Source organism: Pseudoxanthomonas sp. GM95 (genome assembly GCF_900109775.1).
Lineage (GTDB): Bacteria > Pseudomonadota > Gammaproteobacteria > Xanthomonadales > Xanthomonadaceae > Pseudoxanthomonas_A.
Genome location: NZ_FOAX01000001.1, coordinates 503,088 through 526,166 on the forward strand (window position 1 = coordinate 503,088; position 23,079 = coordinate 526,166).

Annotated in this window: 25 protein-coding genes; all 25 read left to right on the top strand. The window is 63.3% G+C overall.

From position 1 onward, the window contains the following. Nucleotides 1-92 precede the first annotated feature (92 nt). Nucleotides 93-521, top strand: a complete 429-nt coding sequence (gene rplK, locus BMZ17_RS02330; protein ID WP_093135003.1) for a 50S ribosomal protein L11 — start codon at nt 93-95, stop codon at nt 519-521. 4 nt (nt 522-525) lie between these two features. Then, nucleotides 526-1,224, top strand: a complete 699-nt coding sequence (gene rplA, locus BMZ17_RS02335; protein WP_093135008.1) for a 50S ribosomal protein L1 — start codon at nt 526-528, stop codon at nt 1,222-1,224. 363 nt (nt 1,225-1,587) lie between these two features. Further along, nucleotides 1,588-2,139, top strand: a complete 552-nt coding sequence (gene rplJ, locus BMZ17_RS02340; protein WP_093135013.1) for a 50S ribosomal protein L10 — start codon at nt 1,588-1,590, stop codon at nt 2,137-2,139. Nucleotides 2,140-2,181: 42 nt separating this feature from the next. Next, the gene (rplL, locus tag BMZ17_RS02345; RefSeq protein WP_093135017.1) at nt 2,182-2,550 is read left to right on the top strand and encodes a 50S ribosomal protein L7/L12; all 369 of its coding nucleotides are present in this window, start codon (nt 2,182-2,184) and stop codon (nt 2,548-2,550) included. Nucleotides 2,551-2,835: 285 nt separating this feature from the next. Continuing rightward, nucleotides 2,836-7,029: a DNA-directed RNA polymerase subunit beta gene (rpoB, locus tag BMZ17_RS02350; protein ID WP_093135021.1), complete on the top strand. Its 4,194-nt coding sequence runs from the start codon at nt 2,836-2,838 to the stop codon at nt 7,027-7,029. Nucleotides 7,030-7,121: 92 nt separating this feature from the next. Next, entirely contained in the window at nt 7,122-11,348 is a 4,227-nt protein-coding gene (gene rpoC, locus BMZ17_RS02355) for a DNA-directed RNA polymerase subunit beta' (protein ID WP_093135026.1), read from the top strand. Nucleotides 11,349-11,578: 230 nt separating this feature from the next. Then, on the top strand, nt 11,579-11,953 hold the full coding sequence (gene rpsL, locus BMZ17_RS02360; RefSeq protein WP_014161387.1) for a 30S ribosomal protein S12: 375 nt from the start codon (nt 11,579-11,581) through the stop codon (nt 11,951-11,953). 11 nt (nt 11,954-11,964) lie between these two features. Then, on the top strand, nt 11,965-12,432 hold the full coding sequence (rpsG, locus tag BMZ17_RS02365) for a 30S ribosomal protein S7 (protein ID WP_093135030.1): 468 nt from the start codon (nt 11,965-11,967) through the stop codon (nt 12,430-12,432). A gap of 185 nt (nt 12,433-12,617) precedes the next feature. Beyond that, the gene (gene fusA / locus BMZ17_RS02370) at nt 12,618-14,705 is read left to right on the top strand and encodes an elongation factor G (protein WP_093135034.1); all 2,088 of its coding nucleotides are present in this window, start codon (nt 12,618-12,620) and stop codon (nt 14,703-14,705) included. Between the two features lie 54 nt (nt 14,706-14,759). Continuing rightward, the gene (gene tuf / locus BMZ17_RS02375; protein WP_093134989.1) at nt 14,760-15,950 is read left to right on the top strand and encodes an elongation factor Tu; all 1,191 of its coding nucleotides are present in this window, start codon (nt 14,760-14,762) and stop codon (nt 15,948-15,950) included. A gap of 404 nt (nt 15,951-16,354) precedes the next feature. Further along, entirely contained in the window at nt 16,355-16,666 is a 312-nt protein-coding gene (rpsJ, locus tag BMZ17_RS02380) for a 30S ribosomal protein S10 (RefSeq protein WP_014161383.1), read from the top strand. A gap of 11 nt (nt 16,667-16,677) precedes the next feature. Further along, nucleotides 16,678-17,331 carry a 50S ribosomal protein L3 gene (rplC, locus tag BMZ17_RS02385; RefSeq protein ID WP_093135039.1) on the top strand — a complete coding sequence of 218 codons (654 nt, stop codon included), beginning with the start codon at nt 16,678-16,680 and terminating at the stop codon, nt 17,329-17,331. A gap of 11 nt (nt 17,332-17,342) precedes the next feature. Continuing rightward, entirely contained in the window at nt 17,343-17,948 is a 606-nt protein-coding gene (gene rplD, locus BMZ17_RS02390) for a 50S ribosomal protein L4 (protein ID WP_093137999.1), read from the top strand. Then, nucleotides 17,945-18,244: a 50S ribosomal protein L23 gene (rplW, locus tag BMZ17_RS02395; protein WP_093135043.1), complete on the top strand. Its 300-nt coding sequence runs from the start codon at nt 17,945-17,947 to the stop codon at nt 18,242-18,244. Before rplD ends, rplW begins: the two co-directional genes overlap by 4 nt. A gap of 11 nt (nt 18,245-18,255) precedes the next feature. Next, nucleotides 18,256-19,083 (top strand): 50S ribosomal protein L2, encoded by an 828-nt coding sequence (rplB, locus tag BMZ17_RS02400; RefSeq protein ID WP_093135047.1) that lies wholly within the window; start codon nt 18,256-18,258, stop codon nt 19,081-19,083. 6 nt (nt 19,084-19,089) lie between these two features. Beyond that, nucleotides 19,090-19,365, top strand: coding sequence for a 30S ribosomal protein S19 (gene rpsS / locus BMZ17_RS02405; protein WP_093135052.1), 276 nt, complete (start codon nt 19,090-19,092; stop codon nt 19,363-19,365). Nucleotides 19,366-19,377: 12 nt separating this feature from the next. Then, entirely contained in the window at nt 19,378-19,719 is a 342-nt protein-coding gene (gene rplV / locus BMZ17_RS02410) for a 50S ribosomal protein L22 (protein ID WP_014161377.1), read from the top strand. 4 nt (nt 19,720-19,723) lie between these two features. Next, nucleotides 19,724-20,443 (top strand): 30S ribosomal protein S3, encoded by a 720-nt coding sequence (rpsC, locus tag BMZ17_RS02415; RefSeq protein WP_093135056.1) that lies wholly within the window; start codon nt 19,724-19,726, stop codon nt 20,441-20,443. Between the two features lie 6 nt (nt 20,444-20,449). Continuing rightward, nucleotides 20,450-20,863, top strand: a complete 414-nt coding sequence (gene rplP, locus BMZ17_RS02420; protein WP_014161375.1) for a 50S ribosomal protein L16 — start codon at nt 20,450-20,452, stop codon at nt 20,861-20,863. Next, entirely contained in the window at nt 20,863-21,048 is a 186-nt protein-coding gene (gene rpmC, locus BMZ17_RS02425) for a 50S ribosomal protein L29 (RefSeq protein WP_093135061.1), read from the top strand. The genes rplP and rpmC overlap by 1 nt, the downstream gene beginning before the upstream one ends. 11 nt (nt 21,049-21,059) lie before the next feature. Next, nucleotides 21,060-21,326, top strand: a complete 267-nt coding sequence (gene rpsQ, locus BMZ17_RS02430; protein ID WP_014161373.1) for a 30S ribosomal protein S17 — start codon at nt 21,060-21,062, stop codon at nt 21,324-21,326. A 14-nt stretch (nt 21,327-21,340) separates the two neighbouring features. Continuing rightward, nucleotides 21,341-21,709 (top strand): 50S ribosomal protein L14, encoded by a 369-nt coding sequence (rplN, locus tag BMZ17_RS02435; RefSeq protein ID WP_014161372.1) that lies wholly within the window; start codon nt 21,341-21,343, stop codon nt 21,707-21,709. Between the two features lie 15 nt (nt 21,710-21,724). Continuing rightward, nucleotides 21,725-22,042 carry a 50S ribosomal protein L24 gene (rplX, locus tag BMZ17_RS02440; protein WP_093135066.1) on the top strand — a complete coding sequence of 106 codons (318 nt, stop codon included), beginning with the start codon at nt 21,725-21,727 and terminating at the stop codon, nt 22,040-22,042. An 11-nt stretch (nt 22,043-22,053) separates the two neighbouring features. Further along, a complete protein-coding gene (gene rplE, locus BMZ17_RS02445) occupies nt 22,054-22,596 on the top strand; it encodes a 50S ribosomal protein L5 (protein WP_093135070.1) in 543 nt (180 codons plus the stop codon). Between the two features lie 15 nt (nt 22,597-22,611). Continuing rightward, nucleotides 22,612-22,917, top strand: coding sequence for a 30S ribosomal protein S14 (gene rpsN, locus BMZ17_RS02450; protein ID WP_093135073.1), 306 nt, complete (start codon nt 22,612-22,614; stop codon nt 22,915-22,917). Nucleotides 22,918-23,079 lie beyond the last annotated feature (162 nt).

Genomic DNA, 23,079 nt, shown 5'->3' on the forward strand with positions numbered 1-23,079 from the left:
TCACGAACGAGATACGCGATGTCGGGACGCGTGATTTTCCCGATCCGATGGGGAGCCTGTATCCCAGGCGCTAGCACCCGGAGAGCATTGAAATGGCAAAGAAAGTTGTCGGTTACATCAAGCTGCAGGTGAAGGCCGGTCAGGCCAATCCCTCGCCGCCGGTCGGTCCTGCGCTGGGTCAGCGCGGCCTGAACATCATGGAGTTCTGCAAGGCGTTCAACGCCGCCACGCAGAAGCTCGAGCCGGGTCTGCCGACCCCGGTCATCATCACGGCCTATTCCGACCGTACCTTCACCTTCATCACCAAGTCGACCCCGGCTTCGGTGCTGCTGAAGAAGGCCGTCGGCATCCAGTCCGGCTCCAAGCGCCCGAACACCGAGAAGGTGGGCAAGGTCACGCGCAAGCAGCTCGAAGAGATCGCCAAGGCGAAGGAAGCCGACCTGACTGCAGCCGACCTGGATGCAGCGGTGCGCACGATTGCGGGCTCGGCCCGTTCCATGGGTCTGACGGTCGAGGGCTGAGACAATGGCAATGAACAAGCGACAGAAGGCCATCCTGGCCGCCGTGACCCCGGGCAAGGCCTATGGCTTTGACGAGGCCCTGAAGATCCTCAAGAGCGCCACCAAGGCCAAGTTCGTTGAGTCGATCGACGTGGCCGTGCGTCTGGGCGTCGATGCCAAGAAGTCCGACCAGCAGGTGCGCGGTTCCACCGTGCTGCCGGCCGGTACCGGCAAGTCGGTCCGCGTGGCGGTGTTCGCACCGGCCGGTGCCAAGGCTGACGAAGCCCTGGCCGCTGGCGCCGAGGCCGTGGGCATGGACGACCTGGCCGAGAAGATGCAGGCCGGTGACCTGAACTACGACGTGGTCATCGCCACCCCGGACGCGATGCGCGTGGTGGGTAAGCTGGGTACGCTGCTGGGCCCGCGTGGCCTGATGCCGAACCCGAAGGTCGGCACCGTCTCGGCCAATCCGGCTGAAGCGGTGAAGAACGCCAAGTCGGGCCAGGTGCGTTACCGCACCGACAAGGCCGGCATCATCCACTGCACCATCGGCAAGGCGTCCTTCGAAGACGGCGCGCTGAAGGACAACCTGCAGGCGCTGCTGGCTGACCTGGTCAAGGCCAAGCCGTCGACCGCCAAGGGTCAGTACCTGCAGAAGATTTCGCTCAGCTCCACGATGGGCCCCGGCGTGACCGTGGACCAGTCCTCGCTGAGCCTGAAGTAATTGCTGTAACCGGCAGCAGGGCAACCTGCTGCCGGTGTTGTGCTTGAGGGCGATCGGACCGGAGCGATCCGGAAAGAAAGCCGTCAAAGACCGCAGGTGCGGTCAGCGCGCTCCGACGACGGGCAGGGAAGCTCGGTCCTGGCAAGGATTCGGCGTCGGCGCTAGCGGGACTGCTTGATTGGCTTTACGGCCAGCCCGCGCAGATGGTGCCGCCTTCATCGGTTTGTTCTGGTTTCCCGTTTCGGGTGCCAGTTGATAAGGCCACCAGATGGGATGCATCGGCATCCCCGGCGTCCAGGATGGATGCTGCCCTGGACCGCAAGCGGCAGGAGCCGTGAGCGGAGTTCACAAGAGGAGTGATTAATGGCTCTCAATCTGTCCCAGAAGCAAGAAGTTGTCGCCGAGCTGGCAGAAGTCGCTGCCAAGGCACACTCCTTGATCGCCGCCGAATACGCAGGCACCACGGTCAGTCAGATGACCGCGATGCGCAAGCAGGCGCGTGAGTCCGGCGTGTACCTGCGGGTCGTCAAGAACACCTTGGCCGCCCGCGCAGTGGAAGGTACCGAATACGAGTGCACCAAGGACTCGTTGGTCGGCCCGCTGCTGTACGCGTTCTCGACCGAGGAGCCCGGCGCTGCCGGTCGCCTGATCAAGGAATTCGCCAAGAGCAACGACAAGCTGCAGCCCAAGGTTGTCGCCGTCGGTGGCCAGATGTACCCGGCCAGCCACGTCGATGTCCTGGCTTCGCTGCCCACGCTCGATCAGGCCCTGGCCATGCTGGCCCGCGTCCTGGCCGAACCCGCCACGATGTTCGCCCGCGCCGTCAAGGCCGTGGCCGACCAGCAGGGCGGTGGCGACGAAGCGGCTCCGGTCGAAGCAGAAGCCTCGGCTGAAGCGCCGGCTGAATCGGCTTAATTTTCGTATCCCATTCCAGAATATTTACCGAAGGTAATCACAATGTCCCTGTCCAACGAACAGATCGTCGACGCCATCGCTGAAAAGACCCTCATGGAAGTCATGGAGCTGGTCAAGGCGATCGAAGAAAAGTTTGGCGTTTCCGCCGCCGCTCCGGTGGCCGTGGCCGCCGCCGCTGGCCCGGCTGCTGCTGTCGAAGAGCAGACCGAGTTCAACGTCATTCTGAAGGAAGCCGGCGCCAAGAAGGTCGACGTCATCAAGGCTGTCCGCGCCATCACCGGCCTGGGCCTGAAGGAAGCCAAGGACCTCACCGAGGCCGGCGGCGTCCTGAAGGAAGCCGTGTCGAAGGAAGACGCCGAGAAGATGAAGAAGGACCTCGAGGCCGCTGGTGCGACCGTCGAAGTGAAGTAATCGAAATTCGTCGCCTGGCTCCATCGGCGACACCCAAAGGCCGGGGGCGAAAGCCCCTGGCCTTCGGTCGTTGTTGAAATCGCAGTACGCAAGACACAACTAGCAGGTCGTTGTTCCGCCACACCGCGGCGAGAAAATCCACGAGTTGGTAGTTGGAAGTAGCGGGAGATGGCGTGCTGGTGCCGGCAATACCAGCGACTTCCAACTGACAGTTCTTCCCATTCGAAAGAATGTTTCCCCCGGAGCCGCGGACGCGCGGTTCCCAGATGCCAGAGGCAATGCCCCATGTCGACGACATACTCGTTTACTGAAAAGAAGCGCATCCGCAAAGACTTCGGCAAGCAGCGGTCGATCCTCGAGGTCCCGTTCCTGCTCGCCATCCAGGTCGATTCCTACCGCGAGTTCCTGCAGGAGCACGTTGACGCCGCCAAGCGCGACGACCGTGGCCTGCACGCCGCCCTCAAGTCGGTCTTCCCGATCTCCAGCTACAGCGGCAACGCCGCCCTGGAATACGTCGGCTACAAGCTGGGCGAGCCGGCGTTCGACGAGCGCGAGTGCCGCCAGCGCGGCATGAGCTACGGCGCGCCGCTGCGCGTGACCGTGCGCCTGGTGATCTACGACCGCGAGTCGTCGACCAAGGCCATCAAGTACGTGAAGGAGCAGGAGGTCTATCTGGGCGAAATCCCGCTGATGACCGACAACGGCACCTTCATCGTCAACGGCACCGAGCGCGTGATCGTCTCGCAGCTGCACCGTTCGCCGGGTGTGTTCTTCGACCACGACCGTGGCAAGACCCACAGCTCGGGCAAGCTGCTGTACAGCGCCCGCATCATTCCTTACCGCGGCTCCTGGCTGGACTTCGAGTTCGACCCGAAGGACGCACTGTTCACCCGTATCGACCGTCGCCGCAAGCTGCCGGTGTCGATCCTGCTGCGTGCGCTGGGCTACAACAACGAGGAAATGCTCAACCATTTCTTCGAGATCAACACCTTCCACATCGACCCGAAGGAAGGTGTGCAGCTTGAGCTGGTGCCCGAGCGCCTGCGCGGCGAAACGCTGAACTTCGACCTGGCCGATGGCGACAAGGTCATCGTGGAAGCCGGCAAGCGCATCACCGCGCGCCACGTCAAGCAGCTCGAAGCTGCGGGCGTTGCTGCCCTGGCCGTGCCGGACGAGTACCTGCTGACCCGCATCCTGTCGCACGACGTGGTCGATGCCTCGACCGGCGAACTGCTGGCCAACGCCAACGACGAAATCACCGAAGACCAGCTGGCGGCGTTCCGCAAGGCCGGCGTGGATGCGGTCGGCACCCTGTGGGTGAACGACCTGGACCGCGGTGCCTACCTGTCCAACACCCTGCGTATCGATCCGACCAAGACCCAGCTTGAAGCGCTGGTCGAGATCTACCGCATGATGCGTCCCGGCGAGCCGCCGACCAAGGATGCCGCGCAGAACCTGTTCCACAACCTGTTCTTCACCTTCGAGCGCTACGACCTGTCCTCGGTCGGCCGCATGAAGTTCAACCGCCGCGTGGGCCGCAAGGAAACCACCGGTGAGTCGGTCCTGTTCGACCACAAGTACTTCAGCGTCCGCAATGACGAGGAATCCAAGCGCCTGGTCGCCACCAACGGCGAAACCTCGGACATCCTGGAAGTCATCCAGACCCTGACCGAGATCCGCAACGGCCGCGGCGTGGTCGACGACATCGACCACCTGGGCAACCGTCGCGTGCGTTCGGTCGGCGAAATGGCCGAGAACGTGTTCCGCGTCGGCCTGGTCCGCGTCGAGCGCGCGGTCAAGGAGCGCCTGTCGATGGCCGAGTCCGAAGGCCTGACCCCGCAGGAGCTGATCAACGCCAAGCCGGTGGCCGCCGCGATCAAGGAGTTCTTCGGCTCCTCGCAGCTGTCCCAGTTCATGGACCAGAACAACCCGCTGTCGGAAGTCACCCACAAGCGTCGCGTCTCGGCCCTGGGCCCGGGCGGCCTGACCCGTGAGCGCGCCGGCTTCGAAGTGCGCGACGTGCATCCGACCCATTACGGCCGCGTCTGCACCATCGAAACGCCGGAAGGCCCGAACATCGGCCTGATCAACTCGCTGGCCGTGTACGCCCGCACCAACTCGTATGGCTTCCTCGAGACGCCGTACCGCAAGGTCGTGGACGGCCAGATCACCGACGAGATCGAGTACCTGTCGGCGATCGAAGAAAACGAGTACGTGATTGCGCAGGCCAACGCCCTGCACGATGCCAAGAGCCGCCTGACCGAGCAGTTCGTGCCTTGCCGCTTCCAGGGCGAGTCGCTGCTGAAGCCGCCGGCAGACGTGGACTTCATGGACGTTTCGCCCATGCAGACCGTGTCGATCGCCGCGGCGCTGGTGCCGTTCCTCGAGCACGATGACGCCAACCGCGCACTGATGGGCGCCAACATGCAGCGCCAGGCCGTGCCGACGCTGCGTTCGCAGAAGCCGCTGGTCGGTACCGGCATCGAGCGTGCCGTGGCCCGCGACTCCGGCGTGACCGTCAACGCCCGCCGTGGTGGTGAAGTCGTGCAGATCGACGCCGCCCGCATCGTGGTCAAGATCAACGAGGACGAGATCCACGACGAGCATGACGCCGGCGTCGATATCTACTCGCTGATCAAGTACACCCGTTCCAACCAGAACACCTGCATCAACCAGCGTCCGCTGGTGAACGTGGGCGACGTGATCGCGCGTGGCGACGTGCTGGCCGACGGTCCGTCGACCGACATCGGCGAGCTGGCCCTGGGCCAGAACATGCTGATCGCGTTCATGCCGTGGAACGGCTACAACTTCGAAGACTCCATCCTGCTCTCCGAGCGCGTGGTGGAAGAGGATCGCTACACCACGATCCACATCGAAGAACTGACCGTCCAGGCGCGTGACACCAAGCTGGGGCCGGAGGAAATCTCGGCCGACATTCCGAACGTCTCGGAGAGCGCGTTGAACCGCCTCGACGAGTCCGGCGTGGTGTACATCGGCGCCGAAGTGCGCGCCGGCGACATCCTGGTCGGCAAGGTCACGCCCAAGGGCGAAAGCCAGCTGACCCCGGAAGAGAAGCTGCTGCGCGCGATCTTCGGCGAGAAGGCTTCGGACGTGAAGGACAGCTCGCTGCGCGTGCCCCCGGGCATGGACGGCGTGGTCATCGACGTGCAGGTCTTCACCCGCGACGGCATCGAGAAGGACAAGCGCGCGCGCCAGATCGAGGATTCCGAGATCAAGCGCGTCAAGAAGGACTTCGACGACCAGTTCCGCATCCTGGAAAGCGCGATCTACTCGCGCCTGCGTGGCCAGCTGCTGGGCAAGGTCGCCAACGGCGGCACCAACCTGAAGAAGGGCGACACCATCACCGGTGAGTACCTGGACGGCCTGAAGAAGGCTGACTGGTTCGCCATCCGCATGAAGGACGACGACGCCGCCGACGCCATCGAGCGCGCCCAGAAGCAGATCCAGGCGCACGAGAAGGAATTCGAGCGTCGCTTCGCCGACAAGCGCGGCAAGATCACCCAGGGCGACGACCTCGCCCCGGGCGTGCTGAAGATGGTGAAGGTGTTCCTGGCCGTGAAGCGCCGCATCCAGCCGGGCGACAAGATGGCCGGCCGCCACGGCAACAAGGGTGTGGTCTCCAACGTGGTTCCGGTCGAGGACATGCCGTACATGGCCGATGGCCAGACGGTGGACATCGCGCTGAACCCGCTGGGCGTGCCGTCGCGTATGAACATCGGCCAGATTCTGGAAGTGCACCTTGGCTGGGCCGCGAAGGGCCTGGGCAAGCGCATCCAGAAGATGCTCGATGAGCAGCGTGCGGTGACCGAGCTGCGTGCGTTCCTGAGCAAGATCTACAACCACGACACCGCCCTGTCGGGCGACCGCGTGGAGCTGGATCAGTTCAGCGATGCCGAGCTGATCGCGCTGGCCAAGAACCTGACCGACGGCGTGCCGATGGCCACCCCGGTGTTCGACGGTGCCCACGAGGACGAGCTGCGCGAGATGCTCAACCTGGCCTATCCGGACGGCGATGCGCAGACCGAACTGCTGGGCTTCAACGCCAGCAAGACCCAGATGCAGCTGTATGACGGCCGCACTGGCGAAGCGTTCGATCGCAAGACCACGGTCGGCTACATGCACTACCTGAAGCTGAACCACCTGGTGGACGACAAGATGCACGCCCGTTCGACCGGTCCGTACTCGCTCGTCACCCAGCAGCCGTTGGGCGGCAAGGCGCAGTTCGGCGGCCAGCGCTTCGGCGAAATGGAAGTCTGGGCGCTGGAAGCCTACGGCGCGGCGCACACCCTGCAGGAAATGCTGACGGTCAAGTCGGACGACGTGCAGGGCCGCAACCAGATGTACAAGAACATCGTCGATGGCGAACACGAGATGGTCGCGGGCATGCCGGAATCCTTCAACGTGTTGGTGAAGGAAATCCGCTCGCTGGCCATCAACATGGAGCTGGAAGACAACTGATCGCGCTGCCGGCGCGGTGGCCTAGCCGCCGCGCCGGGACGTCCCCTTTCGACCAGCCCATCGACAAGCATTCCTCCTGAGGGAGAACCAAAATGAAAGACCTGCTCAACCTCTTCAACCAGCAGCGCCAGACCCTGGACTTCGACGCGATCAAGATCGCGCTGGCCTCGCCGGACCTGATCCGTTCGTGGTCCTTCGGCGAAGTGAAGAAGCCGGAAACCATCAACTACCGTACCTTCAAGCCCGAGCGTGACGGCCTGTTCTGCGCCGCCATCTTCGGACCGATCAAGGACTACGAGTGCCTGTGCGGCAAGTACAAGCGCATGAAGCACCGCGGCGTGGTCTGCGAGAAGTGCGGCACCGAAGTGACCCTGGCCAAGGTGCGCCGCGAGCGCATGGGCCACATCGACCTGGCCTCGCCGGTCGCGCACATCTGGTTCCTCAAGTCGCTGCCCTCGCGCATCGGCCTGATGCTGGACATGACCCTGCGCGACATCGAGCGCGTGCTGTACTTCGAAGCCTATGTGGTCACCGAGCCGGGCCTGACCCCGCTCGAGAGCCGCCAGCTGCTCAACGAAGAGCAGTACATGACCGCGCGCCAGGAGCACGGCGACGACTTTGACGCCGCCATGGGCGCCGAGGCCGTGTTCGACCTGCTGCGCGGCATCGACCTGCAGGCCGAGATGGTCAAGCTGCGCGAGGAAATCGCCAGCACCGGTTCGGAAACCAAGCTCAAGCGCCTCACCAAGCGCATCAAGCTGGTCGAAGCTTTCCTGGAATCGGGCAACCGTCCGGAATGGATGGTCATGACCGTGCTGCCCGTGCTGCCGCCGGACCTGCGTCCGCTGGTGCCGCTGGATGGCGGCCGCTTCGCGACCTCGGACCTGAACGACCTGTACCGCCGCGTCATCAACCGCAACAACCGCTTGCGCCGCCTGCTGGAGCTCAACGCTCCGGACATCATCGTGCGCAACGAAAAGCGCATGCTGCAGGAATCGGTTGACGCCCTGATGGACAACGGCCGTCGCGGCCGCGCCATCACCGGCACCAACAAGCGCCCGCTCAAGTCGCTGGCCGACATGATCAAGGGCAAGCAGGGTCGCTTCCGCCAGAACCTGCTCGGCAAGCGCGTCGACTACTCCGGCCGTTCGGTCATCGTGGTCGGTCCGTACCTCAAGCTGCACCAGTGCGGCCTGCCGAAGAAGATGGCGCTGGAGCTGTTCAAGCCGTTCGTGTTCGCCAAGCTGCAGCGTCGCGGCCTGGCCACCACCATCAAGGCCGCCAAGAAGCTGGTCGAGCGCGAAGAAGGCGAAGTCTGGGACATCCTGGAAGAAGTCATCCGCGAGCATCCGGTGCTGCTGAACCGTGCGCCGACCCTGCACCGTCTGGGCATCCAGGCGTTCGAGCCGGTCCTGATCGAAGGCAAGGCCATCCAGCTGCATCCGCTGGTCTGTACTGCGTTCAACGCCGACTTCGACGGTGACCAGATGGCTGTCCACGTGCCGCTCTCGCTGGAAGCCCAGCTGGAAGCGCGTGCGCTGATGATGTCCTCCAACAACATCCTGTCGCCGGCCAACGGCGAGCCGATCATCGTGCCGTCGCAGGACGTGGTGCTCGGCCTGTACTACATGACCCGCTCGCTGGAGAACAAGGCAGGCGAGGGCATGGTGTTCGCCAACATCGCCGAAGTGAAGCGCGCCTACGACAACCGTGTGGTCGAACTGCACGCCAAGGTCAAGGTCCGCATCACCGAGACCGTGATCGCCGACGACGGCAGCCGCGAAAAGAAGACCTCGATCGTGGACACCACGATCGGTCGCGCCCTGCTGGCCGAAATCCTGCCGGAAGGCCTGCCGTTCGCGCTGGCCAACACCGACCTGACCAAGAAGAACATCTCGCGCCTGATCAACTCCAGCTATCGCCAGCTGGGCTTGAAGGACACGGTCGTGTTCGCCGACAAGCTGATGTACACCGGCTTCCACTACGCCACTCGCGCCGGCGTGTCGATCGGTATCGACGACATGGTCATCCCGGATGAGAAGAAGGGCATCCTGGGCGAAGCCGAGCAGGAAGTGCTGGAAATCCAGGAGCAGTATCAGTCCGGTCTGGTCACCGCCGGCGAGCGCTACAACAAGGTCGTGGACATCTGGTCGCGTACCAATGAGCGCATCGCCAAGGCGATGATGGACACCATCGGTACCGACAAGGTGCTCAACGCCAAGGGCGAGACCATCAACGAAAAGTCGATGAACTCGCTGTACATCATGGCCGACTCCGGTGCCCGTGGTAGCCAGGCGCAGATCCGTCAGTTGGCCGGTATGCGCGGCCTGATGGCGCGTCCGGACGGCTCGATCATCGAGACGCCCATCAAGGCGAACTTCCGCGAAGGCCTGAACGTGCAGGAGTACTTCAACTCCACCCACGGTGCCCGTAAGGGTCTGGCCGATACCGCGCTGAAGACGGCGAACTCCGGTTACTTGACCCGTCGCCTGGTCGACGTGGCCCAGGACGTGGTGATCACCGAAGTCGATTGCGGCACCTCGGAAGGTCTGACCATGACCCCGATCGTGGAAGGCGGCGACGTCGTCGAGCCGTTGCGCGAGCGCGTGCTGGGCCGCATCGTGGCCGAGGACGTGTTCCTGCCGGGCAACGACGAGGATCCGATCGTCACCCGCAACACCCTGCTGGACGAAGCCTGGGTGCAGAAGCTCGAAGACGCCAGCGTGCAGTCGGTGAAGGTCCGTTCGACCATCACCTGCACCTCGGACTTCGGCGTGTGCGCCCTGTGCTACGGCCGTGACCTGGCCCGCGGCCACACCGTCAACATCGGCGAAGCGGTCGGCGTCATCGCCGCCCAGTCGATCGGTGAGCCCGGCACCCAGCTGACCATGCGTACGTTCCACATCGGTGGTGCGGCATCGCGTGCGGCGGCCGTGGACAACATCACGGTCAAGACCACCGGCTCGGTGAAGTTCAACAACCTGAAGTCGGTCGAGCACGCCAGCGGCAACCTGGTCGCCGTGTCGCGTTCGGGTGAACTGTCGGTGCTGGACGCCCACGGCCGTGAGCGCGAGCGTTACAAGCTGACCTACGGCGCGACCATCAACGTCAAGGACGGCGATGCGGTCAAGGCTGGCCAGACCGTGGCCAACTGGGACCCGCATAACCACCCGATCGTGTCGGAAGTGGCCGGTTTCGTGCGCTTCGTGGATTTCGTCGACGGCATCACCGTCATCGAGAAGACCGACGACCTGACCGGCCTGGCTTCGCGCGAGATCACCGATCCGAAGCGTCGCGGCTCGATGGGCAAGGACCTGCGTCCGCTGGTCCGCATCGTCGATGCCAAGGGCAACGACCTGAACATCCCGGGCACCGACATGCCGGCGCAGTACCTGCTGCCGCCGCGCTCGGTCGTCAACCTGCAGGACGGCGCGGCCGTCGGCGTGGGCGACGTGGTGACCAAGGTGCCGCAGGAAGCGTCCAAGACCCGCGACATCACCGGTGGTCTGCCGCGCGTGGCCGACCTGTTCGAAGCGCGCAAGCCGAAGGATCCGGCGATCCTGGCCGAGCGTTCGGGCGTGATCAGCTTCGGCAAGGACACCAAGGGCAAGCAGCGCCTGATCATCAAGGACACCGACGGCACCGAACACGAGGAGCTGATTCCGAAGTTCCGCCAGATCATCGTGTTCGAAGGCGAGCACGTGGCCAAGGGCGAAACCATCGTGGACGGCGAGCCCTCGCCGCAGGACATCCTGCGCCTGCTGGGTGTCGAGCCGCTGGCCGCCTACCTGGTCAAGGAAATCCAGGACGTCTATCGCCTGCAGGGCGTGAAGATCAACGACAAGCACATCGAAGTGATCACCCGTCAGATGCTGCGCAAGGTGGAAATCACCGACGCCGGCAACAGCAAGTTCCTGGCGGGCGAGCAGGTCGAGAAGCAGCGCATGATCGAGGAGAACGCCAAGCTGGTGAAGCGTAACGAACTGCCGGCTCAGGCCGATCCGGTTCTGCTGGGCATCACCAAGGCTTCGCTGGCGACCGAGTCGTTCATCTCCGCAGCGTCCTTCCAGGAAACCACCCGCGTGCTGACCGAGGCCGCCGTGCGCGGTACCCGCGACAGCCTGCGCGGCCTGAAGGAAAACGTGATCGTCGGCCGCTTGATCCCGGCCGGCACGGGCCTGACGTACCACGCCAGCCGCCGTCGCAACGCTTCGGGTCTGACCGATTCGGAAATGGCGGCCCTGTCGGGTCCGGCCAGCGCCGAAGCGGTCGCCGAAGGTGGCGAAGCCGAGTCGGAAAGCGGCGCCGAGCAGCAGTAAGCAAGACCGGCCGGCCCTTGCGAGGGCCGGCCGAGCCAAGTGGAAGGGGGCGCAGGATGCGCCCCGTATCCCGGTCGGGGATCGACCAGACGGCTGTGCGGATTTCGTCGGTTGACGACAAATTCAACAGCCAGCTATACTCTCCTGTCTCGGCAGGCCGCTTTTACGGCCTGCCGTCGTTTTCACGCACAAGGCCCGGCGTTTTCGGCCTTCATTCAAAGAATCCAAAGATGGCAACGATCAACCAGCTGGTCCGCAAGCCGCGGCAGGCACCCACGTACAAGAGCCAGTCGCCCGCACTGGACAACTGCCCGCAGCGCCGTGGCGTCTGCACCCGTGTCTACACCACCACGCCCAAGAAGCCGAACTCGGCGCTGCGCAAGGTGGCCAAGGTGCGTCTGACCAACCAGGAAGAAGTCATCAGCTACATCGGTGGCGAAGGGCACAACCTGCAGGAGCACTCGGTGGTGCTGATCCGCGGCGGTCGCGTCAAGGACCTGCCGGGCGTTCGTTACCACACCGTGCGCGGTTCGCTGGACGCCGCTGGCGTTGCCAAGCGTCGCCAGGGCCGTTCCAAGTACGGCGCCAAGCGCCCGAAGAGCTAAGGGAATAAATCATGTCTCGTAAAGGTTCCGCGCCGCAGCGCACCGTTCTGCCTGATCCGAAGCATGGGTCGCAGACCATCGCCCGCTTCATCAACATGGTGATGCTGAGCGGCAAGAAGTCCGTCGCCGAAAAGATCGTCTACGGCGCCATGGATGTCATCGGTGAGAAGAATCCCAACGCCCTCGAGCTGGTCGAGAAGGCGCTGGAGAACATCTCCCCGGCCGTCGAAGTGAAGTCGCGCCGCGTCGGTGGTGCCACGTACCAGGTGCCGGTCGAAGTGCGCTCCTCGCGCCGCCTGGCGCTGGCCATGCGTTGGCTGATCGAGTCGGCTCGCAAGCGTGGTGAGAACACCATGCCGAAGAAGCTGGCTGCCGAACTGCTGGACGCCTCGGAAAACCGTGGCGGCGCCATCAAGAAGCGTGAAGAAACCCACCGTATGGCCGAAGCCAACAAGGCTTTCGCGCACTACCGCTGGTAATGGCAATGCAGGGGGCTTGATACTTCGGCCCCCAGGCGCCATCTCGGCGCCACACTGCGGTGGATCGCCGCGCCAAGACACGAAAGCCGCCCACGGGCGGCATTCGGTCTTTAGGAATCCGGTGATCACTGCTCCTGTCCGCGCCCCATGGCGCGGCATTCTTTCAACATAGAGAGAGACTCCTCGTGGCTCGCACCACTCCCATCGAGCGTTACCGCAACTTCGGCATCATGGCCCACATCGACGCGGGCAAGACCACCACGTCGGAGCGCATCCTGTTCTACACCGGCGTCAGCCACAAGATCGGTGAAGTGCACGATGGCGCAGCCACGATGGACTGGATGGAGCAGGAGCAGGAGCGTGGCATCACGATCACCTCCGCTGCCACCACCGCCTTCTGGTCGGGCATGGACAAGTCCATGCCGCAGCACCGCTTCAACATCATCGACACCCCCGGCCACGTGGACTTCACCATCGAAGTGGAGCGCTCGCTGCGCGTGCTCGACGGTGCGGTGTTCGTGCTGTGCGCCGTCGGTGGCGTGCAGCCGCAGTCGGAAACCGTGTGGCGCCAGGCCAACAAGTACGCCGTGCCGCGCCTTGCGTTCGTCAACAAGATGGACCGCACCGGTGCCAACTTCAACAAGGTTGTCGAGCAGCTGAAGGCCCGTCTGGGCGCCTACGCCGTGCCGATGCAGGTGCCGATCGGTGCCGAAGACGGCTTCGAGGGCGTGATCGACCTGGTCAAGATGAAGGCGATCCACTGGGATACCGCTTCGCAGGGTACCGTGTTCGAGTACCGCGACATTCCGGCCAACCTGCTGGAAGAGTCCGAAGCTGCGCGCAGCTTCATGGTCGAGGCCGCGGCCGAAGCCAGTGAAACCCTGATGGACAAGTACCTCAACGAGGGCGAGCTGTCCGAGGAAGAGATCCTGTCGGGTCTGCGTGAGCGCACCCTGCGCGTGGAAGTGGTGCCGGTTTATTGCGGTACCGCGTTCAAGAACAAGGGCGTGCAGGCCATGCTCGACGGCGTGATCCAGCTGCTGCCGTCGCCGACCGATCGTCCGCCGGTGCAGGGCATCGACGAAGACGAGAAGGAAGACACCCGTAAGGCCGGTGACAACGAGCCGTTCTCGGCGCTGGCGTTCAAGATCATGACCGACCCGTTCGTGGGTTCGCTGACCTTCTTCCGCGTGTACTCGGGCGTGCTGAACTCCGGCGATGCCGTGTACAACCCGGTCAAGTCGAAGAAGGAGCGCGTGGGTCGCATCCTGCAGATGCACTCCAACAACCGCGAAGAAATCAAGGAAGTCCGTGCAGGCGACATCGCCGCTGCTGTGGGCCTGAAGGACGTCACCACCGGTGACACCCTGTGCGCGCAGGACAAGATCATCACCCTGGAGCGCATGGTGTTCCCGGAGCCGGTGATCTCGATGGCCGTCGAGCCCAAGACCAAGTCGGACCAGGAAAAGATGGGTCTGGCCCTGGGTCGCCTGGCGCAGGAAGATCCGTCGTTCCGCGTCCGTACCGACGAAGAATCCGGCCAGACCATCATCGCCGGCATGGGCGAGCTGCACCTGGAAATCATCGTCGACCGCATGAAGCGCGAGTTCAACGTTGAAGCCAACGTCGGCAAGCCGCAGGTGGCCTACCGCGAGACGATCCGCAAGGCTGTCAAGCAGGAAGGCAAGTTCGTGCGTCAGTCCGGTGGTCGCGGCCAGTACGGCCACATCGTCATCGAGATGGAGCCGGCCGAGCGTGGCGCGGGCTTCTCCTACGAAAGCGCGATCGTCGGTGGCGTGGTGCCGAAGGAATACGTCGCTGCTGCCGGTAAGGGCATCGAAGACGCGCTGAAGAACGGTGTGCTCGCCGGCTTCCCGGTGGTCGACGTGGCCATCAAGGCCGTCGACGGCTCGTTCCATGACGTCGACTCCAACGAAATGGCGTTCAAGGTCGCCGGCTCGATGGCGTTCAAGGAAGCTTTCAGCAAGGCCAGCCCGGTCCTGCTGGAGCCGATGATGAAGGTCGAGATCGTCACCCCCGAGGATTACCTGGGTGACGTGATGGGCGACGTGAGCCGTCGTCGTGGCATCCTACAGGGCCAGGACGACACGCCGTCGGGCAAGGTCATCAACGCGATGGTGCCGCTGGGCGAAATGTTCGGCTACGCCACCACGCTGCGCTCGATGTCGCAGGGTCGCGCGACCTTCTCGATGGAGTTCGACCACTACGCCGAAGCGCCGGCCAACATTGCTGAAGCGGTCACCAAGAAGTAATCGACCGCTTCGCCCAACGCATCAAACACAGACAACTTTTGAAGGATTACGACAATGGCAAAGGGTAAGTTCGAGCGCACTAAGCCGCACGTGAACGTGGGTACCATCGGTCACGTTGACCATGGCAAGACCACGCTGACCGCCGCACTGACCAAGGTCGGCGCCGAGCGTTTCGGTGGCGAGTTCAAGGCTTATGACGCGATCGACGCGGCGCCGGAAGAGAAGGCGCGCGGCATCACGATCTCGACCGCACACGTGGAATACGAATCGCCGTCGCGTCACTACGCGCACGTCGATTGCCCGGGCCACGCCGACTACGTCAAGAACATGATCACCGGTGCTGCCCAGATGGACGGCGCGATCCTGGTGTGCTCGGCCGCTGACGGCCCGATGCCGCAGACCCGCGAGCACATCCTGCTGTCGCGCCAGGTCGGCGTGCCGCACATCGTGGTGTTCCTGAACAAGGCCGACATGGTCGACGACGCCGAGCTGCTCGAGCTGGTCGAGATGGAAGTTCGTGAGCTGCTGAGCAAGTATGACTTCCCGGGCGACGACACCCCGATCATCCACGGCTCGGCCCGTCTGGCGCTGGAAGGCGACCAGAGCGACATCGGCGTGCCGGCGATCCTGAAGCTGGTCGAAGCCCTCGACACCTTCATTCCGGAGCCGGAGCGTGACATCGACAAGGCGTTCCTGATGCCGGTCGAAGACGTGTTCTCGATTTCGGGCCGCGGCACCGTGGTGACCGGTCGTATCGAGCGCGGCATCATCAAGGTTGGCGACGAAATCGAAATCGTCGGCATCCGTCCGGTGCAGAAGACCACCGTGACCGGCGTGGAAATGTTCCGCAAGCTGCTGGACCAGGGCCAGGCAGGTGACAACGCCGGTCTGCTGCTGCGCGGCACCAAGCGTGACGACGTCGAGCGTGGCCAGGTGCTGGCCAAGCCGGGTTCGATCAAGCCGCACACCGAGTTCGAATCGGAAGTGTACGTGCTGTCGAAGGACGAAGGCGGTCGCCACACCCCGTTCTTCAAGGGCTACCGTCCGCAGTTCTACTTCCGTACCACCGACATCACCGGTGCGGTCGAGCTGCCGGAAGGCACCGAGATGGTGATGCCGGGTGACAACGTGAAGATGGTCGTGACCCTGATCAACCCGGTCGCCATGGACGAAGGTCTGCGCTTCGCGATTCGCGAAGGCGGCCGTACCGTCGGCGCCGGCGTCGTGGCCAAGATCATCAAGTAATCCCAAGGCGGTCGCCGGCGACGGCGGCCGTTTCTTGCGCAAGACCTGCCGGTCCCTCCCTGGGAGAAGTGATCGGCCTACCGCGAAAAGAGGTGCAGGAAGCGCCTCGTGTTCGCCAGACAGGAAGTTGACGTGTGAACCGACGCGCGAAAGGGTAACTTTTCGCGCGGTTGTGCGCCCGGGCTGTTGACGGGCGTGATCATGCGTTCTATACTTTTTCGTCTGGGCAGGCCGGTCATCGGTCTGCCTTGTTTGTCAGGAAGATTCCCGGGCCTTTTGAGGCCCCGGCGCGTCGGCTGGATCAGCTGGCACAGGCGCAGGGACTTTCAAAAGCACGTGAACCATTACCGGGGCAAGGCATCCCAGAGGCCGCGCCCGTCGCTCTTTCAACACAGGAAATCGTCATGGCGGACCAAAAGATCCGTATCAGGCTCAAAGCCTACGATCATCGCCTGATCGACCGCTCGGCAAGCGAGATCGTCGAAACGGCTAAGCGGACCGGCGCGCAAGTGCGCGGCCCGATCCCGCTCCCCACCAAGATCGAACGCTACACCATCCTGGTGTCGCCGCACGCCGATAAGGACGCGCGCGATCAGTACGAGACCCGCACGCACAAGCGTGTGCTGGATATCGTTGATCCCAACGACAAGACCGTCGACGCGCTGATGAAGCTCGAGCTGGCGGCTGGCGTTGACGTTCAGATCAAGTTGACCTGAGGCAAACGACCATGACTGCGAAGAAATTTTCGTTGGGCATCGTTGGCCGTAAGGCCGGCATGACCCGGGTGTTCACCGAAGATGGCAAGTCCATCCCGGTCACCCTGATCGAAGCCACCCCGAACCGCATCACCCAGATCAAGACCACTGAAACCGACGGCTACAGCGCCGTGCAGGTTGCCGTTGGTACGCGTCGTGCTGCCCTGATCAACAAGCCGATCGCCGGCCACCTGGCCAAGGCCAAGGTCGAAGCAGGTCGTGGCCTGTGGGAGCTGCGCGTTGAAGCCGACAAGATCGGTGACTTCAGCATTGGCGGCGAGATCAAGGCCGACATCTTCGAAGTGGGCCAGAAGGTCGACGTCGAAGGCGTGACCAAGGGTAAGGGCTTCCAGGGCACCATCAAGCGCTACAACTTCCGGATGGGCGACGCTACCCACGGTAACTCGCTGTCGCATCGCGCGCCGGGTTCGTTGGGTCAGCGCCAGACCCCGGGTCGTGTGTTCCCGGGCAAGAAGATGTCCGGTCACATGGGTGCCGTGCAGCAGAGCACGCAGAACCTTGAAGTCGTCCGCGTGGACGCCGAGCGTGGCCTGATCGCCATTCGCGGTGCCGTGCCGGGTGCGCCGGGTGGTGACGTGATCGTGCGTCCGGCGAGCAAGGGCTAAGGAGAACGATGATGGAACTTGCCATTAACGGCAGCGCCAACAAACTGTCGGTCTCCGACGAAGTGTTTGGTCGCGAATTCAGCCAGGACCTGGTCCACCAGGTCGTCGTGGCTTACCGCAACGCAGGTCGCGCGGGCACCAAGGCCCAGAAGACCCGTTCGGAAGTCAACGGCACCACCAAGAAGTCGAAGAAGCAGAAGGGCGGCGGTGCGCGTCATGGCGCGCTGACGGCTCCGATCTTCGTCGGCGGCGGCGTGACCTTCGCGGCCAAGCCGCGCAGCTTCGAGCAGAAGGTCAACCGCAAGATGTACCGCGCCGCGATGAAGGCCATCCTGAGCGAGCTGGCTCGTCAGGACCGTCTGACCATCGTGGAGGCGTTCGACGTCGAAGCGACCAACACCAAGGGCCTGATTTCCAAGCTCAAGGACCTGAACGTCGGTAAGCGTCCGCTGATCGTGACCGAGGATGCTTCCGAGCACCTCTATCTGTCGGCCCGCAACCTGCCTTACGTCGAAGTGCGTGACGTGCAGGGCCTGGACCCGGCTTCGCTGGTCGGCGCCGACACCGTCGTGATCACCGCTGACGCGGTGAAGAAGATCGAGGAGTGGCTGGCATGATCAGCAACGAAAAAATCTTCAGCGTGCTGCGCGCTCCGCGCGTGTCTGAAAAGACTGCACGCCTGCAGGAAGTATCCAATCAGTACGTCTTCGAAGTCTCGAACGACTCCACCAAGGCCGATATCAAGGCTGCGGTCGAGCAGTTGTTCGACGTCAAGGTCGAGGCTGTCAACGTGGTGAACGTCAAGGGCAAGAACAAGTCCTTCCGTAACCGCAATGGCCGTCGCGGCGACTGGAAAAAGGCGTATGTGCGTCTGGCCGATGGCCAGGCCATCGACGTGTCGGCCACGGCCTGAGGTAGACCCACATGCCATTGATGAAATTCAAACCCACTTCCCCCGGCCGTCGTTCGGCCGTGCGCGTGGTGACTCCGGACCTGCACAAGGGCGCCCCGCATGCACCTCTGCTCGAGAAGCAGAGCAAGTCTGGCGGTCGCAACCACCATGGCCGCATCACCACCCGTCATATCGGTGGTGGCCATAAGCAGCACTACCGCATCATCGACTTCAAGCGCGACAAGGTCGGTATTCCCGCCCGGGTCGAGCGCATCGAATACGATCCCAACCGCACCGCGCACATCGCACTGCTGTGCTACGTGGACGGTGAGCGTCGCTACATCATCGCCCCCAAGGGCCTGAAGGCCGGTGACCAGGTGATCGCGGGCCGTGACGCCCCGATCCGCGCTGGCAACACGCTGCCGCTGCTGAACATCCCGGTCGGTACGACGGTCCACTGCATCGAGCTGAAGGTTGGCAAGGGCGCGCAGATCGCCCGTGCCGCTGGCGCCGCCGTGCAGCTGGTCGCTCGCGAGCAGGGCTTTGCCACGCTGCGTCTTCGCTCCGGCGAAATGCGCAAGGTGCCGGCCGAGTGCTGCGCCACCGTCGGCGAAGTCGGCAACGACGAGCACAGCCTGGAGAAGCTCGGCAAGGCCGGCGCCAAGCGTTGGCGCGGTATCAAGCCGACCGTCCGCGGCGCGGCCATGAACCCGGTCGATCACCCGCACGGTGGTGGTGAAGCCAAGGCTGGCCAGGGCAACCCGCATCCGGTCACCCCGTGGGGTGTCCCGACCAAGGGCTACAAGACGCGCCATAACAAGCGCACCCAGCAATTCATCGTCCGCGATCGTAGGGGCTAATCGACCATGGCACGTTCACTCAAGAAGGGCCCGTTCGTCGATCACCACCTCGTCAAGAAGGTGGAGGCTGCGGCCGGTAGCAAGCGTCCGATCAAGACCTGGTCGCGTCGTTCAATGATCCTGCCGGAGATGGTGGGTTTCACCATCGCCGTGCATAACGGCAAGAACCACGTTCCGGTGCTGGTCAACGAGAACATGGTCGGCCACAAGCTCGGCGAATTTGCCGTCACCCGGACCTTCAAGGGTCACGGTGGCGACAAGAAGTCGGCCGGCAAGCGCTAAGGAGAGATGACAATGGAAGCGAAAGCCATCCTGCGCACCGCGCGCATCTCCCCGCAGAAGGCCCGCCTGGTCGCTGACCAGGTGCGTGGCCTGTCGGCCGAGCGCGCCGTCAACCTGCTGAAGTTCTCGGACAAGAAGGCTGCGGCCCTCATCAAGAAGGTCGTTGAATCGGCCATCGCGAACGCCGAGAACAACCAGGGCGCCGACGTCGACGAGCTGAAGGTCACGACCATCATGGTCGACGAAGGCCCGACGCTGAAGCGTTTCATGGCCCGCGCCAAGGGCCGCGGCACGCGCATCCTCAAGCGCACCAGCCATATCACCGTGGTGGTTGGCGAAGGCAAGGGCAAATAAGACTATGGGCCATAAAGTACATCCGATCGGCATTCGCCTTGGTATCTCCAAGGACTGGAATTCCAAGTGGTTCGCCAACAAGGGCGACTACGCCAGCTATCTGGCTGCTGACCTCAAGGTCCGCGAGATGCTGCGCAAGAAGCTTGCCCAGGCCGGTATCAGCAAGATCCTGATCGAGCGTCCCGCAAAGACCGCTCGCGTGACGATCCACACCGCCCGCCCGGGCGTGGTGATCGGCAAGCGCGGCGAGGACATCGAGAAGCTGCGTAAGGAAGTGAGCGAAATGATGGGCGTCCCGGCGCACATCAACGTCACCGAAGTACGCAAGCCGGAGCTGGACGCCCAGCTGGTGGCCGAGTCCATCGCCCAGCAGCTTGAGCGTCGCATCATGTTCCGCCGCGCGATGAAGCGCGCGGTCGGCAACGCGATCCGCCTCGGTGCCCTGGGCATCAAGGTGAACGTCGCTGGCCGACTGAACGGTGCCGAGATCGCCCGTTCCGAGTGGTACCGCGAAGGTCGTGTGCCGCTGCACACCCTGCGCGCCGACATCGACTACGGCTTTGCCGAAGCGAAGACCACCTACGGAATCATCGGCATCAAGGTGTGGGTCTACAAGGGCGAAGTGTTCGACTTCAGCCAGGTGGGTCAGGAAAAGCAGGACGACGCGCGCCCCGAGCGCAGCGAACGCCCGTCTCGTCCGTCCCGCGATCGTGACGCGAGGTAACCGGCAATGTTGCAACCCAAGCGAACCAAATACCGCAAGATGCACAAGGGCCGTAACTCGGGCCTGAGCTGGAGCGGAAACCTCGTCTCGTTCGGCGAGTACGGCCTGAAGGCCACGGCGCACGGTCAGCTGACCGCGCGTCAGATCGAGGCAGCACGTCGTTCCATCAGCCGTTACGTCAAGCGCGGCGGCAAGATGTGGATCCGCGTGTTCCCCGACAAGCCCATCACCAAGAAGCCGATCGAAGTCCGCATGGGCTCCGGTAAGGGCAACGTGGAATATTGGGTGGCCCAGATCCAGCCGGGCCGCATGATCTATGAAATCGAAGGCGTGGATGAAGCAACGGCACGCGAGGCGTTCCGCCTGGCCGCCGCCAAGCTTTCGGTCACCACCACCTTTGTTGCCCGGACGGTGCGCTAATGGCTATCAAAGAACTCCGCGAGAAGTCTGCTGACGAGCTGAACGCCCACCTGGGCGAGCTGCGCAAGGAACAGTTCTCCCTGCGTATGCAGAAGGCCACCGGTCAGCTGCCGAAGACCCACGAAACCCGCCGGGTCCGTCGCGAGATTGCTCGCGTCAAGACCCTGCTCGGCAGCAAGAAGTAAGGACAGCCGACATGAGTGACAACGAACAGAAAACGCAGCGCACGGTCGAAGGCCGTGTCGTGAGCAACAAGATGGACAAGACGGTCACCATCCTGGTGGAACGTCAGGTCAAGCACGCCCTGTACGGCAAGTACATCAAGCGCTCGACCAAGCTGCACGCCCACGACGCCGACAACGCCTGCAATGAAGGCGACCTGGTCCGCATCGTGGAGATCGCGCCGCTGTCCAAGACCAAGAACTGGCGCGTGGTCGAGATCGTCGCCCGCGCGGCCGAATAAGAGGAGTCTGAATCATGATCCAGATGCAGAGCTATCTCGACGCGGCCGACAACTCCGGTGCCAAGGAACTGATGTGCATCAAGGTGCTCGGCGGCTCCAAGCGTCGTTACGCCGGCATCGGTGACATCATCAAGGTCACCGTGAAGGATGCAATTCCGCGCGGCAAGGTCAAGAAGGGCGAAGTGTATGACGCCGTCGTGGTGCGGACCCGCAAGGGTGTGCGTCGCGCCGACGGCTCGCTGATCCGCTTCGACGGCAACGCCGCCGTGCTGCTCAACAACAAGCAGGAGCCGATCGGCACCCGTATCTTCGGACCGGTGACCCGTGAACTGCGCTCCGAGAAGTTCATGAAGATCGTCTCGCTCGCACCCGAAGTGCTGTGAGCGGAGGAAATCAAGATGGCTAACCGAATCAAGAAAGGCGACCAGGTGGTCGTTCTGACCGGCAAGGACAAGGGCAAGCAGGGCGACGTGCTGCGTGTGGAAGGCGACCGTGTGGTCGTGGCCAACGTGAACATCGTCAAGCGCCACACCAAGCCGAACCCCCAGGCTGGTGTTGCTGGCGGCGTCGTCGAGCGCGAAGCCTCGATCCATATCTCCAATGTTGCTCCGTTCAACGCCGCTACCGGCAAGGGCGAACGCATTGGCTTCAAGGTGCTGGAGGATGGACGCAAACTGCGTGTGTTCCGCTCCAGCGGTGAGGCGCTTGACGCCTGAGGAATGAGGTAATGACCACTCGTCTCGAAAAAATCTACAAGGAAGAGGTTGTTCCGAACTTGACCAAGAAGTTCGGCTACACCAATCCGATGGAAGTCCCGAAGATCACCAAGATCACCATCAACATGGGTGTGGGTGAAGCGGCGACCAACAAGAAGATCCTGGAAAACGCCGTTGCTGATCTGGCCAAGATCACCGGCCAGAAGCCGATCACGACCAAGTCGCGCGTTTCGGTGGCTTCGTTCAAGATCCGTGACGGCTGGCCGATCGGCTGCAAGGTCACCTTGCGCCGTGCCCACATGTACGAATTCCTGGATCGCTTGATCAGCATCTCGCTGCCGCGCGTCCGCGACTTTCGTGGCGTGTCCGGTCGTTCGTTCGACGGCCGTGGCAACTACAACATGGGCGTGAAGGAACAGATCATCTTCCCGGAAATCGACTTCGACCAGGTCGATGCCGTCCGCGGTATGGATATCGCCATCACGACCACTGCCAAGACCGACGCCGAAGCCAAGGCGCTGCTCGAAGCCTTCAAGTTCCCGTTCCGCAACTAAGTCGAGGAGACACTCATGGCAAAGACCTCCATGGTCAACCGCGACATCAAGCGGGCGAAGCTGGCCAAGAAGTACGCGGTCAAGCGCGAAGCACTGAAGAAGATCGTGTCCAGCCCGGACGCCTCGTACGAGGAAAAGATCGACGCCGCCACCAAGCTGCAGAAGTTGCCGCGCGACTCGTCTCCGAGCCGTTTCCGCACCCGTTGCGAGCTGTCGGGTCGTCCGCGCGCCGTGTACAGCAAGTTCGGCCTGGCCCGTAACAAGCTGCGCGAAGCCACCATGCGTGGCGACGTTCCCGGCCTGCGCAAGGCGAGCTGGTAACACTGCAGCGTTTTATGGTGTAGAATCCGCGGCCCGGATTTCGCACCATCCGCAAGCCTGGTTGCAGACCGCAGCCGGGCTTGCGCATTGAAAGAAGTTCGTAAAAAGGGCGGGGCGCCTCATCGGCGGCTCGCCACCACAATCTGAAGATCTTCGCGAAAG

Coding starts and splice junctions, on each gene's coding strand:
- rplJ (WP_093135013.1), top strand. CDS start 1,588: ATGGCTCTCAATCTGTCCCAGAAGCAAGAAGTTGTCGCCGAGCTGGCA.
- rpsL (WP_014161387.1), top strand. CDS start 11,579: ATGGCAACGATCAACCAGCTGGTCCGCAAGCCGCGGCAGGCACCCACG.
- rplE (WP_093135070.1), top strand. CDS start 22,054: ATGACCACTCGTCTCGAAAAAATCTACAAGGAAGAGGTTGTTCCGAAC.
- rpsQ (WP_014161373.1), top strand. CDS start 21,060: ATGAGTGACAACGAACAGAAAACGCAGCGCACGGTCGAAGGCCGTGTC.
- rplC (WP_093135039.1), top strand. CDS start 16,678: ATGACTGCGAAGAAATTTTCGTTGGGCATCGTTGGCCGTAAGGCCGGC.
- rpsC (WP_093135056.1), top strand. CDS start 19,724: ATGGGCCATAAAGTACATCCGATCGGCATTCGCCTTGGTATCTCCAAG.
- rplV (WP_014161377.1), top strand. CDS start 19,378: ATGGAAGCGAAAGCCATCCTGCGCACCGCGCGCATCTCCCCGCAGAAG.
- rpsJ (WP_014161383.1), top strand. CDS start 16,355: ATGGCGGACCAAAAGATCCGTATCAGGCTCAAAGCCTACGATCATCGC.
- rplN (WP_014161372.1), top strand. CDS start 21,341: ATGATCCAGATGCAGAGCTATCTCGACGCGGCCGACAACTCCGGTGCC.
- rpoB (WP_093135021.1), top strand. CDS start 2,836: ATGTCGACGACATACTCGTTTACTGAAAAGAAGCGCATCCGCAAAGAC.
- tuf (WP_093134989.1), top strand. CDS start 14,760: ATGGCAAAGGGTAAGTTCGAGCGCACTAAGCCGCACGTGAACGTGGGT.
- rpsN (WP_093135073.1), top strand. CDS start 22,612: ATGGCAAAGACCTCCATGGTCAACCGCGACATCAAGCGGGCGAAGCTG.
- rplK (WP_093135003.1), top strand. CDS start 93: ATGGCAAAGAAAGTTGTCGGTTACATCAAGCTGCAGGTGAAGGCCGGT.
- rpsG (WP_093135030.1), top strand. CDS start 11,965: ATGTCTCGTAAAGGTTCCGCGCCGCAGCGCACCGTTCTGCCTGATCCG.
- rplX (WP_093135066.1), top strand. CDS start 21,725: ATGGCTAACCGAATCAAGAAAGGCGACCAGGTGGTCGTTCTGACCGGC.
- rpsS (WP_093135052.1), top strand. CDS start 19,090: ATGGCACGTTCACTCAAGAAGGGCCCGTTCGTCGATCACCACCTCGTC.
- rpoC (WP_093135026.1), top strand. CDS start 7,122: ATGAAAGACCTGCTCAACCTCTTCAACCAGCAGCGCCAGACCCTGGAC.
- rplB (WP_093135047.1), top strand. CDS start 18,256: ATGCCATTGATGAAATTCAAACCCACTTCCCCCGGCCGTCGTTCGGCC.
- rplA (WP_093135008.1), top strand. CDS start 526: ATGGCAATGAACAAGCGACAGAAGGCCATCCTGGCCGCCGTGACCCCG.
- rplL (WP_093135017.1), top strand. CDS start 2,182: ATGTCCCTGTCCAACGAACAGATCGTCGACGCCATCGCTGAAAAGACC.
- rpmC (WP_093135061.1), top strand. CDS start 20,863: ATGGCTATCAAAGAACTCCGCGAGAAGTCTGCTGACGAGCTGAACGCC.
- rplW (WP_093135043.1), top strand. CDS start 17,945: ATGATCAGCAACGAAAAAATCTTCAGCGTGCTGCGCGCTCCGCGCGTG.
- rplD (WP_093137999.1), top strand. CDS start 17,343: ATGGAACTTGCCATTAACGGCAGCGCCAACAAACTGTCGGTCTCCGAC.
- rplP (WP_014161375.1), top strand. CDS start 20,450: ATGTTGCAACCCAAGCGAACCAAATACCGCAAGATGCACAAGGGCCGT.